We start from the raw sequence: 16,140 nt of genomic DNA, 5'->3' as shown, positions 1-16,140 counted from the left end.
AGCGCTCCAGGCACATGGCCACGCCCATGCCGCCGCCGATGCAGAGGGTCGCGAGCCCCTTCTTGGCGTTGCGCCGGCCCATCTCGTGCAGCAGGGTCACGAGCACGCGGGCGCCCGATGCTCCGATCGGGTGGCCGATGGCGATGGCGCCGCCGTTCACGTTCACGATGGACGGATCCCAGCCCATGTCCTTGTTGACCGCGAGCGCCTGGGCGGCGAAGGCCTCGTTGGCCTCGACGAGTTCGAGGTCGGACACCTTCCAGCCGGCCTTTTCCAGCGCCTTGCGCGAGGACGGGATCGGACCCGTGCCCATGATGGCCGGATCGACGCCGGCGGTCGCCCAGGAGGCGATGCGGGCGAGCGGGGTCAGGCCGCGTTTCTCGGCTTCGGCTTCCGTCATCAGCACGACGGCGGCGGCGCCGTCATTGATGCCCGAGGCATTGCCGGCCGTGACCGTGCCCTCCTTCGAAAAGGCGGGGCGCAGCTTGGCGAGCGCTTCGAGCGTGGTGCCGGCGCGGATGTACTCGTCCTGGTCCACGATGATGTCGCCCTTGCGGGAGGCAATCGTCACGGGCGTGATCTCGTCCTTGAACCGGCCTTCCTTCTGAGCGGCCTCGGCCTTGTTCTGGGAGCTCGTGGCGAACTGGTCCTGCTCCTCGCGGGTGAGCTGCCAGCGCTGGGCCACGTTCTCGGCGGTGGTGCCCATGTGGTAGCCGTGGAACGCGTCCATCAGGCCGTCCTTGAGCATGGTGTCCGTGAGCTTGAAGTCGCCCATCTTGGTGCCGGACCTCATATGGGCCGCGTGGGGTGCGAGCGACATGGATTCCTGGCCGCCCGCCACGATGATGGCGGCATCGCCGTTGGCGATCTGCTGCATGCCGATGGCGACCGTGCGCAGGCCGGAGCCGCAGAGCTGGTTGAGGCCCCAGGCGGTCTTTTCCTGCGGCACGCCCGCCGCCATGGCGGCCTGGCGGGCCGGGTTCTGGCCCTGGGCCGCGGTGAGGATCTGGCCGAGGATCACCTCGTCCACCTCTCCGCCTTCCACCTTGGCGCGCTCGAGGGCCGCCTTGATGGCGATGGCGCCGAGCTCATGAGCCGGGGTATTGGCGAAGGCGCCGTTGAACGAGCCGACGGGGGTGCGCGCCGCGCCGACGATGACGATGCTGGTCATGGGTTCCTCGTTGTGGTGTCGTTCAGAGATGGTTTATTGTGCCCGCACGGAGCTGCTGGGCTTATCCCCTGCCAGACGAACCACTTCGCTGGAAGGCTCAAAGCCGCAGGTGAGGCCTGCCCGGCGGCCTCTGCCGCGATCGAGGTCAGTACCTGCGGTCCTGTCCCAGAAGCCATCTTGCGACAGGCAATGGCATCGCACCTGAGGCTCAGTCAGTGACTGCTACCTGACGAAACGCTTCACGGTGATAGGCGCGGAGTTGGTCCCGGACCTGCCGTTCGGAATAGGGCAAGCCATGAACCGAAAGATCACGGGTGATCTTCCCGACAATGTCATTATCGCCGTCGATTTCGAAGTCCGCTTGGTGAACGTCAGTGGCATAGGAAGAAAGGTCGGCGTTCGACAAACCGAGGAGGCGGCCAGCCCAGAGGCCGGCAAGGACGTTCCGGCGGGCGATCACGCTGTCACGGGTGTCGTTGTCGAGACACCAGGATGACGAACTCTGATTGAAAGTCTTTGTGCCTGTCGCGTTCATCGAAGCTCTCCCTCAAAGGTTCAGCAGTAGCCTGTTGGATTCGACCACCGGCATGTCATGCAACGAGCCTGTAGACGCCTCACCTGACACGAACCTGACAAACTCAACGGATTCTTGCAGGTAAGCCATGCGTGGACGCAACGTTTCCAGGCTTGCCTCCTGCGCCAGGTTGCATATGTCGTATCTGAGGCCAGACGAAGCTGCGGTTCAATCACCAAGCTCTCGGTGATCACGCTGACCCTCTGTTATTCATGAAGAAGAACCCAAAAACGGGCCAGATACTCAAGGAAGCGCTCGGGCACCTATCCAATCCAGGATTGTCAGGTGAACCGATGAAGCAGACCGATACTGAGGCAGACGAAGCCCTCGCCCATATCAGGCGGAATACAGCCGCCCCAATCCAGCGCTTCCTCGATTCGGTCGCCGCGGCCCGGCTTGAGGAGACCACACGCCATCAGAACGGAAAGCCGCTCGGTTCATCAAAGCTTGACCTTAGTGGCTTGGCAAAAAGTTTAGGCAAGCTCTTGGAAGCTCGCACCTTCTTGAAGGGAAATCTGGGCCTACACCGTGTCGCTCGTGCTGTCCGCCACTTTCGCCGGGGCGAGTAGCTCCCCGCCCGACCATAAGCAGAGTTGAGTCAGACCATAAGCATCGTTGAGTGTCCTGCCGGGTAAGAGCACCGCTCCGGCTTAAGGCAGACCGGGCCCTCGCCCCATGAGAGCCCTGCCAAGGCAATGTATCGTCTACGCTTCCCAACCCGCATTTTGCCCGCGAAGTTAGTCAGGTTGCTGTCAGGTTCATCCCTTAGGCCGTTCCTTGCGACTGCCCAAAGCAGCCGGAGAGAACCTTAGCCATCCTGGGAGGATGACCCATGATCCATTTTCGCCCAAGCCTGTCACGGACACTGATCGTTGCTGCGACAGCCTTATTCGCCACCTCCGCCTTCGCTCAAGCCGAACTGAAACTCATGGCCCCGGCGGCGCCCGGCGGCGGCTGGGACCAGACGGCCCGCTCGATGCAGCAGGTTCTGATGCAATCCGGCATGGCCAAGAGCGTGCAGGTCACCAACGTGCCGGGGGCCGGCGGCTCTATCGGCATCGCCCAGCTCGTCAACAACTCCAAGGGTGACGGTAACCAGCTCATGGTCAACGGGTTCGTCATGATGGGCGCCCTGCTGACCAACAAGTCGCCGGTGACCCTGGAGCAGGTGACGCCGATCGCCCGCCTGACCGCTGAGGCCGAAGCCATCGTTGTTCCGCCGAGCTCGCCGATCAAGTCGGTCCAAGACCTCGTGGCCGCCATCAAAGCCGATCCGAGCAAGGTCCGGTGGGCCGGGGGTTCGGCCGGCGGTGTCGACCACATCGCCGCGGGTCTCTTCGCCAAGGCGGCCGGCGCCGATCCGACCAAGATCAACTACATCCCCTTCTCCGGCGGCGGGGAAGCCTTGGCGGCCATCCTCGGCGGCAAGGTGACGGCCGGCATTTCCGGGCTTGGAGAGTTTGAAAGCCAGATCAAGACGGGCAAACTGCGCCTGATCGCGGTCACCGCGCCGACCCAGCGCGAGGGCATGGCGACCCCCACCCTGAAGGACCAGGGCGTCGATCTCGAGATCACCAACTGGCGTTCCGTCGTGGCTCCTCCCGGCATCTCGGCTGACCAGAAGAGGGCCCTGACCGAGACCATCGACAAGATGGTGAAGTCTCCCGCCTGGCAGGAAGTGCTGAAGCAGAAGGGATGGGACGATGCCTATCTCTCGGGCGACGACTTCGCCGCTTTCCTGAAGGCCGAGAACGCCCGGGTTCGCGAGGTTCTCACCTCCATCGGTCTCGTGAAGTCCTGATCGCCAGCACCCGGCGGGCGCGACTTGGCGTGCCCGCTTGGCTCGCATGAATCCAGGAGATGCCAATGTCCAACGTCCAACAGCTGCCAATTTCCAGTGTGCAGCACCGCACGCACATCGATGTCGCGGGCCTCGTCATCGCGCTTCTACTTCTTGTTCTCGCCGGCTTGGTCTGGTGGGACATGAACCAACTCCAGATCCTGTCCCCCTATGACCTGGGCCCGAAGGTCATGCCCATCGTCGTCTCGATCGGCCTGACGCTGCTCGCGATCGGCAACGGCATCGGAGCCCTGCAGGGCAACCTCCCGGCCCGTGACAGCCTCGACTGGAAGCCCATCGTCCTGATCCTGGGCGGGCTGGCCTGCCTGATCGTTTTCATCGCGATCGGCGGCGGCTTCATGATCGGCACGGCCATCCTGTTCGCCACCACCTCGGCCGCCTTTGGCCGCAGGGCCTTCATCTCGGATCTGCTGATCGGAGCCGTGCTGGCCGTGATCATCTACCTGCTCTTCGGAAAAGTTCTCACCCTGTCCCTGCCTGCGGGACCGCTCGAACATCTCTTGTGAGGCCTGTCATGGAAGCCTTTGTCTCCCTCGCCCACGGTCTGTCCGTGGCGATCCAGCCGATGAGCCTGCTGTTCGCCCTCGTCGGTGTCCTTCTCGGCACCGCGGTTGGTGTTCTGCCCGGCATCGGCCCGGCGCTCACCGTGGCGCTCCTTCTTCCGGTCACGTTCAAGCTCGATCCCACGGGCTCGATCATCATGTTCGCCGGCATCTATTACGGCGGCATGTATGGCGGCTCGACCACGGCGATCCTCATCAACACCCCGGGCGAGAGTGCCTCCATGGCGACCGCGCTCGAAGGCAACCTGATGGCCAAGGCCGGCCGTGGCGGCCCGGCGCTCGCGACCTCGGCCATTGGTTCCTTCGTGGCCGGCACCATCGCAACGCTCGGCCTCACCTTCCTGGCGCCTTATCTGGTCGACATCGCCGTAAGCTTCGGACCCGAGGATTACTTCGCCTTGATGGTCGTGGCCTTCGTGACCGTCTCGGCTACCTTCGGCGATTCCCCAGTCCGCGGCCTCACCAGCCTGTTCATCGGCCTGCTGCTCGGGTTGGTCGGCATCGACATCCTGTCCGGCCAGTCCCGCCTCAGCTTCGGCATTCCCGAGCTCTACGACAATGTCGAAGTAACGACCTTGGCCGTGGGGCTCTTTGCCGTGGGCGAGGCCCTCTATGTCGCCTCCCGGCGGCATATCCATGAGGAGAAGCTCGAGTCGGTACGCGGCTCCCTCTGGATGACCAGGGAGGACTGGAAGCGTTCCTGGAAGCCTTGGCTGCGCGGCACGCTCTACGGCTTCCCCATTGGGGCTCTTCCGGCCGGTGGCGCCGAGATTCCGACCTTCCTGTCCTACGCCACCGAGAAGCGTCTGACGAAGTACCCGGAGGATTTCGGCCGGGGCGCGATCGAAGGCGTTGCCGGACCAGAGGCCGCCAACAACGCGTCCGCGGCCGGCACCCTCGTGCCCCTGCTGACGCTGGGTCTGCCGACCTCGGCCACCGCCGCCATGATGCTGGCGGGCTTCCAGCAATACGGGCTGAACCCCGGCCCGCTGCTGTTCGCGGAGAAGCCCGATCTGGTCTGGGGCCTGATCGCCAGCCTGTTCATCGCTAATATCATGCTGCTGGTGCTGAACCTGCCGCTGGTCGGCCTCTGGGTGAAGCTGCTCGCGATCCCGCAGCCCTGGCTCTATGCCGGCATCCTGGTCTTCGCCACCATGGGCACCATCGCGGCGAACCCGTCGCCGGTGGAACTCATCATGCTGGCGGTCTTCGGCGTGCTCGGCTTCCTGATGCGGCGGTTCGACTTCCCCATTGCACCGGTGGTCGTGGGCCTCATCCTGGGACCCGTGGCCGAAAGCCAGCTGCGGCGGGCGCTCTCGATCAGCCTTGGCGATCCCATGGTCCTGCTCCAGAGCCCAATTTCGGCGACGCTCCTCGTCATCGCGTTGATCGCTCTCGTCGCCCCGTTCGTTCTCAAGAACCTCGGTCGCTTCAAGGCGGTCGAGGACTGATGTGAACGTCACATCCCCGGCCCCCAGGAGCCGGGGATCCTGTTTGAGCCGTGTGAAGATCGGAAGCGTCTCTCCGGTCTTCTGGAATGAACGAGGTTACTCTGTGGAAGATACGACATCGACAGTCCGCGAGGCCGTGATCCGGACGATTGCAATGCCCTCTGACACAAACCCGGCCGGCGACATCTTCGGCGGCTGGCTGATGTCGCAGATGGATCTTGCCGCCGGCAATGCCGCAGCACGACGGGCGCGTGGCCGTTGCGTGACGGTCGCCGTCGACGGCATGGCCTTCCACAGCCCGGTGCATGTCGGTGACGAAGTTTCGGTGTATGCAGACCTGATGTCCGTTGGCCGTACCTCGATGAAGTTCAAGGTTGAGGCTTGGCGCCGCTCCCGCGACGGCGACGAGCAGGTCAAGGTGACAGAGGCAGTCTTTACGTTCGTAGCGATCGACAGTGGCACCCGTCCACGTCCGATCCCGCCGTCTTGATGAGACCTGCCAGATACGCTTTACCGCACGTCGGTGTCAGGATGGATCGAACGGTGCCATTCACCTAAAAGACGCTGATGCTTGGCGCGATCCTGCACAGCCAGCAGTTCCGGTCCGATGGTGATCGGCCGCAGAAGCCCGGATGTGCCCAACCAGAGCGGACCGTCGACCTCATCCGGAAGCGGGCCCTCAAAGCTGAAGAAGAACGAGGCTTCACGGCTTTTCTTCTGGCCTCGATCCGAGAGCAGGTAATCCAGGAACCGGAAGGCAATCGCAGGGTTGTTTGACGAGCGCGGGATGAAGGCCGCCCGACTGAGGACGACGGTGTAGTCCCGCGGGATGACGATCCCTATGTGAGCTCCACGTCTCTGGGCACCAACGGCATAGGACCCGATCAGATTGTACCCGATGGCCAGGCGCCCGGTGGAGAGATCAGCCAGGAGATCGCTGCTACAACAGCGCAGGACCAAGTCAGCCCGTCCGAAAGCCTCAAGAAGGCGCCCGAAGATGGCCGTCCCTCGAGCATCATAGGAGGCGAAGAGATAGCCGATCCCCGACTGGGCAATATCATAGGACCCGATCTTCCCATTGTACTTTTCGGGCTTTGATCGAAGCAGATCGAGAAGTTCCACCCGGGTGCGCGGTACGTCTTCCGGAGGAACGAGGTCACGGTTGAACACGATGACAGCCGGTTCGAACGTAAAGCCGAAGATCTCGTCACGCCAGCGTGTCCAGGACGGCAGCTGAAGGGTCAGGGGCGAGCGATAACGCGTGCCACAGCCATCGTTGACGAGTTTGACCAGCTGATCGACTGACGACGAGAGGACCAGATCCATGGTTCCTTGCTTCGCATTGCATTCCTTTGATGCTTGTTCGAACAGATCAGTGGTCACGTATTCACTGTATTCGATCGTCACATTCGGTGCGAGCACCTGAAAGTCCCGGATCAACGGCTCCATGGCGGAGAGGTCGGCCGCACCATGAACTGACAGGACTGTTTGCTGTTCGGCTGGAGCAGCAAAGACTGCTTTCTCGGCGGCCTCCACCAGGTGAATGGAAAGCCCGGTCAAAAAGCCAGCGATGCCCAATGCCGCCTTCAATCCTCTGATCAAGATGCATCTCCGCTCTCGATCGGCTCGGGCGTCTCATTGTGTCTCCTGAAGCGCATGATGACTGCAAATCCCCCCTCTGAGCGCTCGCGGAAGCGGAGTTCTCCCCCGTGCGCCCGGACGACATCGCCCGCGATGGCAAGGCCCAGGCCGGAACCGGTGGCGCTCTGAGTGTGGAACGGCTCCCGAACCCGCTGCCATTCGTCCGCCGGGATTCCTGGCCCGTCATCGACAACTTCGACGACGGCGGCATCATTCTCGGCGAAGACACGAACCTCCAGACGTGTCTTCGCCCCGTGCTTCAAGGCGTTGTGGATCAGGTTCGAGAGGGCCTCACGCAGACTAACGGCATCTCCTCGCATGAGGACAGGTTCAGGCGGATCATCGAAGGCGATGTCAACTTCACGGTCGAGCGACAGGGGAACCGCATTGATCAGGGTTTGTCGTGCAAGGGCCGCGAGGTCGATGGTCTCGAACTCCGCGACCTCGGCCCGATGAATGATCATCGCGTGGCTGAGAAGCTGGTTCGTCAGACGGCCGAGTTCGGCGGTTCGTTCCCTGACCCTGATGAGCTGTTGCTCCTTCCGCTCAGGGCGGGTCTCCTCGGTGAGAAGATCAACCTGGGACGCCAGCCCAGCCAGAGGGGTCCGGATCTGGTGGGCCGCGTCGGCAATGAAGCGTTGCATCAGGGCGATCCGTCCGGACAGGCGGTCCATGAACCGATTGATCGTGGACACGAGCGTCTGGATCTCGCGGGGGATCTCGACGTCAAGCGGCGTCAGGTCCTTGGGATCGCGCGACCGCAGCTCCCGCTCGACGCGAGCCAAGGGCTCCAAGGCCCGGCGCACGGCAAACAGAACCCCCATGAAGGCAAGGCTGGTCATGGCGAATACCAGCAGCAGGGCCTTCAGGGTCAAGTCCCGTGCCAGACTGATGCGGGCTTCGCGTGTCTGAGCCACGACAACGTGGGCCCATCCAGGCGCCACCGGATCCGAGACGAGGCGGCCCACGACAGCCACTCTCACAGGAAAGCCTCGGTATTCGCCATCCGATATTAGCGGTTCGTGAGATGCAGTATTGGCGGCTGCCGCAGCCAAGTCATCGTAGCCCGTGAGAACCGCCCCATGCGGATCGAGAACCTTGTAGAAAATGCGGTCATTGGTCGATAGCGAGAGGGTCTCGAACGCGGATACAGGAGGATCAACCGAGATGGCCCCTTCCTGGGCGTAGATGCTCTCTGCGATCTGCAGGGCCGCTCCGACCAGGAGACGGTCATAGGCATCGTCAGCGGCAAGGCGGGCGTAGACCCAGGCTGCCGTTCCCAGCACGAGGGAACCGGCACCGAAGATAAGGGCGATGACCAGCATGATGCGGGAATAAAGAGAGCGCCCTGGCCTGATCATGGGCACACGATCTGATAGCCAAGCCCCCGCAGCGTCCGGATTTCGGTGCCGGATCCGGCCAGTTTCTTTCTCAGGCGGGCGACATACTGTTCCACGGCATTAGGACTGGGCTCGTCATCGAACCCAAACAGCTGGTCGACCAACTCGTCCTTGCCGAAGATCCGACCGGGCCGGGTCGCCAGGATCTCGAGCAGCGTCAGCTCCCGCCGGGTTAAATCGATGGGGGTGCCATTGATCGCCACGGCTCGTGAGCCCCGGTCGATCGTCACCTGCCCGCAGACCAGCTGATTGGTGGACTCGCCGGCGCTGCGCCGAAGCAGCGCCCGCGCCCGGGCCTCCAGTTCGCGGTAGTCAAAGGGCTTCACCAGGTAATCGTCCGCTCCGAGATCGAGCGCGCCGACCCGGTCGTCGACCTGCGATCGGGCTGTGAGGACAAGAACCGGTGTTTTCGATTTCCGCTGCCTGAGGCGTTTGAGGATCGAGAAGCCGTCGAGCGCTGGCAGGTTCACGTCGAGGATCAGGAGATCGTAGGCCTGGACCACCAGGACCTCGTCGGCCACGCCCCCGTCCTTCTCCCAATCGACCGTGTGGCCGATCCGCTCGAACCGGGCGACGATCGCTTCTCCAACGTCCTCGGTATCTTCCACGAGCAGGATGCGCATTTTCGCCTCTCGCCAACACCGGGCTGTCAGGTTGATGACAGGTTCACAGGGTACGCAACTCCCATGAGGCCGCCAAGAGGCGTGTGCGTTCCGCCCGACAGGCCTCCGAGCCTGCTCGCATGAGGAGCCGCCAAGCGCGGCAGTAGCAGGACCGCGAGGGACGCGGTCCGATCGCGCCCATGGCCTGCGAGCAACAGTGATTTTCGACGGGAGGATACGGATGCAGATCACAGGTATGCTCCATGGAGCCAAGCTGCTTCAGTTCGCTGGGTTTCCCACCTCGGAGGTGCTTGGCCCCGACGCCAGTGAGGAGGAGATCCGGGCCCTCATCGACCGACACGGCAGCGTCTTCATCAAGCCGGTGTTCAAGGGCGGCGTCGGCAAGAAGGGCAAGGCCGGTCTGCTCGGCCGCGCCTCCGACCTGAGGACCGCTCTCGCGGAGAAGGAACGGCTCTACTTCGTTGAGCACCGGGTCGGCGCCACAGTGGCCAAGGCGAACGGCGTAACCTTCGAGGGTGCCGTGCCGGCCGAGCACGAGGTCTACTTTTCGATCTCCGATTCGACCCGCTTCCGGGCACCCACCATGACGCTCACCCACCACGGCGGCATAGACATCGAGGAGGTCGACAAGAGCCTCGTCGCCCAGATCCCGTTTGACGCCCTGACCGGCCTCAAGGCCTTCGTGGTCGCCAATGCCCTCTCGGAGCTGAATGCGCCCAAGCAAATCATCTCGCCGCTGGTGCAGCAGCTCCCGAAGCTGTGGGAGCTCTACCACAACTTCGGCATGACCACCTTGGAGCTGAACCCGATCCGCATGCGGCCGGACCGGAACGGACGCCTGACCCCAGCGGCCTGCGACTTCAAGTGCGGCTTCGACCGGGACGATCCGCGCTGGGAGCGCCTCAACCTGCCCAATCACCTGTTCGCCGTCGACTACTCGGATTTCGAGCTCGAGATCAACCAGCTCCGCACCTATCAGGGCCAGAGCGATGTCTACGTCATCAACCCGCAAGGCACGATCCTGGCGCCCACCTTTGGCGGTGGCGCCAACTCCCTCGTCACCCAGATGCTGGGCGATGATGCGATCATCTCATCCGACTTCGGCGGCAACCCTCCGTATGAGAAGATGAAGAAGGTCGCGCAGATCTGCTTCAAGCACTGGCTCAAGCAGTCGAACGTGCTGTTCATCATCGGCGGCAAGTCGAACAACACCGACATCTTCGAGACCTTCCGGGCGATGGCCGATGCCCTGCGGGAACACTTCGGCCAGCATGGCCCCTCGCCCCTCTACGTCGTGGCCGGCCGCGGGGGCCCTAACCTGGTGCGCGGCATGGGTGCCCTGCGCGACACGCTCGAGGCACTCGGTGTTCCCTACCGCCTCTTCGGCTTCGACTCCGACATGAGTGAGGTCATCAACTATGCCCGTGCGGCCGATGCCTGGATGAAGGCCGGCGGACGCGATGAGGTCGCGGCAAAGCTGCGCATTCCAGTGGCGGCCGCGGCCTGAGCCGAGCTCATAAACCCGTCAGCAGATTTGGAGGAGACACAATGTTCAAGCAGGGCGTCGGCAGCTTCAAGTACCACGTGGGCATCAGCTCCCTCGACCAGATCGCCACTCGTGACGACCGGGTCTGCGTGCTCAATATCCTCGGCGGCGAATCCAGCGACGTCACCCCGGTGGGCCACGCCTACTCGGGCGGCAACGTGGTGTTCGGGACCTCCCCCGGCCGCAACGGCCAGGTGCTGGAGACACCGGTCGGGAACGTGCCGGTCTACAACAACGTCCGCGAGGGGCTTGAGGCGGGGCATCGCTTCAACTGCGGCGTGGTCTACCTGCCGCCCTCCGGCGCCCGTGACGGTGTCGCCGAGTTGATCCGGGTCAATCCCGAGCTCAAGAAAATCTTCATCGTCACCGAAAAGCTGTCCGTGCACGACTCGCGCGAGATCCGCGCCATGGGCCAGCAGAACGGGATCGACATCTTCGGCGGCAACAGCCTCGGCGTGGCCGACGCCTGGAACCAGGTCCGCATCGGTGGAGCTTTGGGCGGCGACAGTCCGGCTGAGGCTCTCCGGAAGGGCTCGATTGCGATCTTCTCGAACTCCGGCAACTTCACCACCACCATTGCCACGTATCTCCGCATGGCCGGCTGGGGCACCACCACGCTGATCTCGAGCGGCAAGGATGTGTACATCCACTACGCCGCCCCGGAATTCGCCTTTGCGCTCGCCAACGATGCCCGCACCAAGGCGGCGGTGCTCTATGCGGAGCCGGGGGGCTACTACGAACTCGACGCCAGCTTCACCAAGCCCGTGGTGGCCTGCGTGGTGGGACGCTGGAAGTCGAAGCTCACCCGGGCGGTCGGCCATGCCGGGGCGATGGCCGGCGGCCATGACGATGCCGAGGCCAAGGAACAATGGTTCATGGCCAAGTTCGGCGTCGACGACATCTTCACGCCCGAGAACCCGGTGTTCTCACCCAAGGGCGCGGTGGTCACCAACATCGCCCACATCCCGGCTGCCCTGACGGCGGTGATGCAGGCCAATGCCGCCCGTCCCGACTTCGAGCCCGAGGGCAGCCTGGCTCTCAAGCCGTGGTTCGGCTCAAGCCAAGGCATCGTGCTGCCGCCGGAGCTCGATCTGCCGGTGGTTACGGCGGCAAGCCCCTACGACAAGCAGATCGAGCATCTGAACCGGCAGATCGGGGCGGTGTTCCCGCGCCAGGCGATGAAGGATGCCTCCGGCGCCTCGCAGATGGATCCGAGGACCCAGATCACGTCCCTGCATGGCACATCGATGCTGGATGCGGCCCAGTTTCCGGTGGAGTCGAACATCTGCCTTTCCCTCCTGCGAGAGCCTGGAAGCGAGAACGATCGGGAACTGATCAATGCCGCTGCGGGAGCCGAGATCAACCTGTCCGGCACCCCGGCCCTGGCCGCTGCCCAGGCGGCGCGGGAGGCGGGCAACGCTCCCAACACGGTTCTGGCCGCAGCGTGCAGCATCATCGGGCCCCGGCATGGGGAGCAGGCACGGCGGGCCGTACGTGCGCTCGTGGAAGGCTTCGCGGAAGCCGGGTTGCAGAGCGGTCTGGACGAGAGCTTCGACCTGAGCTCGGTGCAGTTCGATGGTGCGGCGGACCTGTTCGTGTCCGATCACCCCGATGCGAAGGCCGAAGCCCTGCTGACCGGGTTGCAGGCCCGCGGCGCGAAGTCGGTGTTCGTGCGCTACCTGCGCACCCTCAATGGCCATCCAACCGCCGATGCCGTTCTCGCCGCCGTGGCCACGACGCTGGCGTGGGAACCGTTGATGCGTAAGCGCATCTCGCTTCTGACGGTTGAGACTCTGCCTTGGTGGCTGCGGCTGTTTGGCGTCCTGATCGGCGCGTCGGCTGACGCCGGGCGGCATCAGGAGGACGCCTTCTGCGGTATTCCGAATGAGGAGGTCATCGGGTCGCGCTCCCTGACCGAAGTTGCGTTCACGGCCCTGGTCGGCACCGAGCCCACTCCGGACAACCTCTTCGCCTTCCAGACCCTGGTCGGTCTGCTGCTCTCGAACGGGCCTGGCACCATCTCGGCCCAGGGTGCCAAGGGTGCGGTCTCGGCCGACGGGCCTGAGACGCCTGAGCGGGTGCAGCTCAACAAGGCTCTGATCGGCTTCCTGACCCATTCCGGCTACGCCCATGGCGGCAACGGCTATGAAGGCATCGCCTTCCTGATCGAACAGTTCCAGGACGTCGATCTGGCCGATCCAGGCGATCCGGATCACGGCATCGATCTGACGGCCCTGGTCCACCGCTATGCGGCCGAGTACGCGAGCTACAAGGCGGGCAAGAAGTCGGCCGGCAGCCTGGACATCCAGAAGATCCCGGGCGTGAACCATCCGGTGTTCAAGGATAAGCCCGTGAACCACGATCCGCGTGAGGTGTTCGTGCGGCAGCTGTTCGAGCGGCGCGAGGAGTACAACGTCTTCCACGCGTACTACCAGGAACTCGTCAAGGCTCTGTACGAGACCGGCGTGTCCCGCAACATCTATTGCGTCAACATCGACGCGGTCATCGCAGCTCTGCTGCTGAAGATGCTGTGGCAGCCGTACCGCGAGGGTACTCTGGCCAAGGAGAGCCTTGAGACGAGCGCGTTCACGATCTTCCTCTACGCCCGCATGCTCGGCTGCGCCGCCGAGATCGACGACCACCTGAACCGCGGCCGGAACATGGACACGCGAACGGCGGCGTCCAAGTGCCAGTACGTGTCCTAAGGCGTACCGCTTCAAAGATTGAGGAAACCACCAGAATGGATACGCTCTTCGACCCCCAGGTATGGCTCAGCCTTCTGACCTTGACGGCTCTGGAAGTGGTGCTCAGCGTCGACAACCTGGTGGTCATCGCTCTACTGGTTGGAAAGCTTCCGGCTCCGCAGCAGCCGCTCGCCCGCAAGCTCGGAATGACCCTGGCCCTGGTGCCGCGTCTGGTTCTGCTCTTTGCCATTGGCTGGGTCCTCAGCCTCACGGAACCGCTGTTCTCAGCCTTCGGCCATAGTTTCACCGGCAAGGATCTGATCCTGATCGCTGGTGGTGTGTTCCTGGTCTACAAGGCTGTCCAAGAGATCCATGCCAATCTTGAGGGAGTCGAAGGCGAGGCCACGGCTAAGGTGTATGGCAAGGTGGCCACAGTGGTAGTCCAGATCGCGGTCATCAATCTCGTGTTCTCGATCGACTCGATCGTCACGGCAGTGGGTCTGGCAACCGAGATCTGGGTCATGGCGGTTGCTGTCATCCTATCGATGATGGTGCTCATGGCGGCCGCCCGCCCAGTGGGCGACTTCGTTGAACGTCATCCAACCACCAAGATGCTGGCGCTATCATTCCTCGTGATGATCGGGACCACGCTTGTTGCCGACGGCTTCGGCGTTCACTTCGATCACGCCTTCATCTATGTCGCCATGATCTTCTCGATCGCGGTCGAGGCGCTCAACATGGTAGCCCGCCGCAGGGCTGCGAAGGTGGTCCATCTTCATAATCCGTACGGGAACCCCGAGGCTCCAATCGAGAACGGGTAATGGGCCGCGAGTAAGGTTCAAACCGGTCCTCGGGGCAGGTCGCGCCAGTAGTCCCACAGCTCCTGCTCCCGCTTCTTGCCAGGCCAGACCTCGTCCTCGCCATAGAAGCCCGGAGCACCTCGGACCTGCTCCTCGGTGATGTCGGTGCGATAACCGTGAAGCCCTGTGTCGTAGGTGAGCTTCTCCCATGGGATGGTGTGATGGTGAACGCCAAGGGTCAGGAAGCCGCCGAAGGTTACACGACGTAGACCACCCGGCCGCTCACCTTCTCGATCAACAATCGCTTGATGGTGCCGATCCGGTGCCCCTGGAGATCGAACACCGCCGTGCCCTCGACACGGTCGCTTTCGATGACGGGTTTGGATGACGCGTGCTGCGGGATCGGGCCCCAGAGATAGAAGCCGTTCTCCAGAACCCCGAACTCCACGACGGCTTGGTTGACGTCGAGGGGCCAAGGCTCGTTCGGATCGATCTGCCGCTCACGGGTCCAGGGCCCGTCCGAGACGGGGAGCCTCGCCCCGTCCGGATCGCCGGTGATCCCACGCAGGTCAGGAGCCGTAGTCGAGTGGAACACGTAATACGAGGTTCGTCTCATGAGCACCTCCCTTGCTCGGGATGGATCGCCTCTGGGCATTCACTCATGATCGAAATGATAACGCAAAGGCTGGTCCTTCAGGTCCGGGCGCACGAACCAGGAAGGACAGACCCGGCAGTCCAACTCCACCGTCTCCGGTTGCAAAGATGATGGGGATCCCGCGGCCGCGGATCACCGCAGCGACGGGATAGCTGAGCCTTCCATTCAGATCGGAGATCGAGAACAGCGACGTCGAACTCGGCGTTTTGGGCCGATGCCAGAGCCATCCCGGAGCCGGCCACCGACCCGATGGGGTTCTCTTCATCGGCAAGCCCGTCCATCCGGAGACGTTGATCCGGTTGCTCAAGACGCATCTGCTCCAGTCCGATCCAAAAAGCCTGACGCGCCTCAACCGGCCTCCGCTCATGTTCCGACCTTCACATCAATCGAATATGCGAACAAACTCGCGGAGAGGCTCTGCCATCTGCGGGCGAAGGACCAGCTTACTCAGAACTGAGGCGATCGGTTCGCATTGATCCTGGCAGGGCACAGCGGCAGCGATGCAGCACGTCACGGTCTTCGGCGGGTCGGGTTTTATCGGTCGGCACCTGGTCGAGCATCTCGCCAGGGCGGGAGTGTCCGTGCGGGTCGCGGCGCGACATCCGCTCACCACGGCAGAGCCTCCGAGGCTGGCTCAGATCCAACACGTCGCGGCCGACATTCTCGATGATGCGGCGGTGCAGGCGGCGATCCAAGGAGCCGACACGGTCATCAATCTGGTCGGCATTCTCTCGCAGGCACGCCGGCAAACCTTCACGGCCCTTCATGAAGAGGGGGCTCACCGGGTGGCGGCCAGCGCCCGGCGCTTGGGGGTCCGGCAACTGGTTCACATGTCGGCACTCGGGGCCAGCCGCACGGCACCCGCGCTGGCAGATCGGTCCAAGGCGGCCGGCGAAGCGGCGGTACGCGCCGCCTTTCCCGAGGTGACGATCATCCGGCCCAGCCTGATCTTCGGATCAGACGATCACTTCTTCAACGGCTTTGCCGCACGGGCGCGACGGCTCCCGGCCCTGCCGCTGATCGGCGGCGGGCGAACGAGGTTTCAGCCCGTCTATGTCGAGGATGTGGTGGCGGGCGTTGGTGCCATTCTGGCGAACCCCGCCAGCCGCGGCCAGACCTACGAATTCGGCGGCCCCCGGGTCTATACCTTCAAAGAGCTGCTTGAGTTTGT

15 protein-coding genes are annotated in these 16,140 nt (G+C 63.5%); 9 read left to right on the top strand and 6 right to left on the bottom strand.

Translation table 11 applies throughout. The features are described from left to right. Together DDF70_RS30725 and DDF70_RS30720 are read right to left on the bottom strand one after the other, a co-directional pair. On the bottom strand, positions 1–1,171 hold a 1,171-nt coding region (locus tag DDF70_RS30725; protein WP_162820796.1), incomplete at its 3' end, for an acetyl-CoA C-acetyltransferase. A gap of 208 nt (positions 1,172–1,379) precedes the next feature. Next, the gene (locus DDF70_RS30720) at positions 1,380–1,706 is read right to left on the bottom strand and encodes a DUF1476 domain-containing protein (protein WP_114948462.1); all 327 of its coding nucleotides are present in this window, start codon (positions 1,704–1,706) and stop codon (positions 1,380–1,382) included. Between the two features lie 251 nt (positions 1,707–1,957). Here DDF70_RS30720 and DDF70_RS30715 point away from each other — a divergent pair, with 251 nt between their 5' ends. The 5 genes from DDF70_RS30715 to DDF70_RS30695 all read left to right on the top strand — a co-directional run bounded on the left by DDF70_RS30715 (position 1,958) and on the right by DDF70_RS30695 (position 6,110). Beyond that, a complete protein-coding gene (locus DDF70_RS30715; RefSeq protein ID WP_114948461.1) occupies positions 1,958–2,314 on the top strand; it encodes a hypothetical protein in 357 nt (118 codons plus the stop codon). Positions 2,315–2,577: 263 nt separating this feature from the next. After that, entirely contained in the window at positions 2,578–3,546 is a 969-nt protein-coding gene (locus tag DDF70_RS30710) for a Bug family tripartite tricarboxylate transporter substrate binding protein (protein WP_114948460.1), read from the top strand. Positions 3,547–3,611: 65 nt separating this feature from the next. Continuing rightward, positions 3,612–4,112 carry a tripartite tricarboxylate transporter TctB family protein gene (locus DDF70_RS30705; RefSeq protein WP_114948459.1) on the top strand — a complete coding sequence of 167 codons (501 nt, stop codon included), beginning with the start codon at positions 3,612–3,614 and terminating at the stop codon, positions 4,110–4,112. 8 nt (positions 4,113–4,120) lie between these two features. Next, complete coding sequence (locus DDF70_RS30700) at positions 4,121–5,620, top strand: tripartite tricarboxylate transporter permease (protein ID WP_114948458.1); 1,500 nt, start codon at positions 4,121–4,123, stop codon at positions 5,618–5,620. A gap of 154 nt (positions 5,621–5,774) precedes the next feature. Continuing rightward, positions 5,775–6,110 (top strand): acyl-CoA thioesterase, encoded by a 336-nt coding sequence (locus DDF70_RS30695; RefSeq protein WP_210381512.1) that lies wholly within the window; start codon positions 5,775–5,777, stop codon positions 6,108–6,110. 20 nt (positions 6,111–6,130) lie between these two features. Here DDF70_RS30695 and DDF70_RS30690 read toward each other — a convergent pair whose 3' ends face one another. From DDF70_RS30690 to DDF70_RS30680, 3 genes are read right to left on the bottom strand one after another with little or no spacing between them, the layout of a single operon-like run. Continuing rightward, the gene (locus DDF70_RS30690; protein ID WP_114948457.1) at positions 6,131–7,222 is read right to left on the bottom strand and encodes an ABC transporter substrate-binding protein; all 1,092 of its coding nucleotides are present in this window, start codon (positions 7,220–7,222) and stop codon (positions 6,131–6,133) included. Further along, positions 7,219–8,622, bottom strand: coding sequence for a sensor histidine kinase (locus DDF70_RS30685; protein WP_114948456.1), 1,404 nt, complete (start codon positions 8,620–8,622; stop codon positions 7,219–7,221). Before DDF70_RS30685 ends, DDF70_RS30690 begins: the two co-directional genes overlap by 4 nt. Then, entirely contained in the window at positions 8,619–9,284 is a 666-nt protein-coding gene (locus DDF70_RS30680; protein WP_114948455.1) for a response regulator transcription factor, read from the bottom strand. Before DDF70_RS30680 ends, DDF70_RS30685 begins: the two co-directional genes overlap by 4 nt. Positions 9,285–9,504: 220 nt before the next feature. Here DDF70_RS30680 and DDF70_RS30675 point away from each other — a divergent pair, with 220 nt between their 5' ends. The 3 genes from DDF70_RS30675 to DDF70_RS30665 are packed head-to-tail and all read left to right on the top strand — an operon-like array spanning position 9,505 to position 14,335. Then, entirely contained in the window at positions 9,505–10,791 is a 1,287-nt protein-coding gene (locus DDF70_RS30675; protein WP_114948454.1) for an ATP citrate lyase citrate-binding domain-containing protein, read from the top strand. A 41-nt stretch (positions 10,792–10,832) separates the two neighbouring features. Further along, entirely contained in the window at positions 10,833–13,535 is a 2,703-nt protein-coding gene (locus DDF70_RS30670) for a CoA-binding protein (protein ID WP_114948453.1), read from the top strand. 35 nt (positions 13,536–13,570) lie between these two features. Continuing rightward, positions 13,571–14,335 carry a TerC family protein gene (locus tag DDF70_RS30665; protein WP_114948452.1) on the top strand — a complete coding sequence of 255 codons (765 nt, stop codon included), beginning with the start codon at positions 13,571–13,573 and terminating at the stop codon, positions 14,333–14,335. Between the two features lie 235 nt (positions 14,336–14,570). Here the strand turns inward: DDF70_RS30665 and DDF70_RS39360 are convergent, their stop codons facing one another. Further along, the gene (locus DDF70_RS39360; protein WP_245435706.1) at positions 14,571–14,930 is read right to left on the bottom strand and encodes a hypothetical protein; all 360 of its coding nucleotides are present in this window, start codon (positions 14,928–14,930) and stop codon (positions 14,571–14,573) included. 539 nt (positions 14,931–15,469) lie between these two features. Between DDF70_RS39360 and DDF70_RS30655 the strand changes: the two genes are divergently transcribed. Beyond that, positions 15,470–16,140, top strand: a 671-nt coding sequence (locus DDF70_RS30655; RefSeq protein ID WP_162820484.1) for a complex I NDUFA9 subunit family protein, incomplete at its 3' end; no start/stop codon positions are given.

It is taken from the genome of Microvirga calopogonii, assembly GCF_003347665.1.
GTDB lineage: Bacteria > Pseudomonadota > Alphaproteobacteria > Rhizobiales > Beijerinckiaceae > Microvirga > Microvirga calopogonii.
This window is presented reverse-complemented; position numbering and strand designations above follow the sequence as displayed.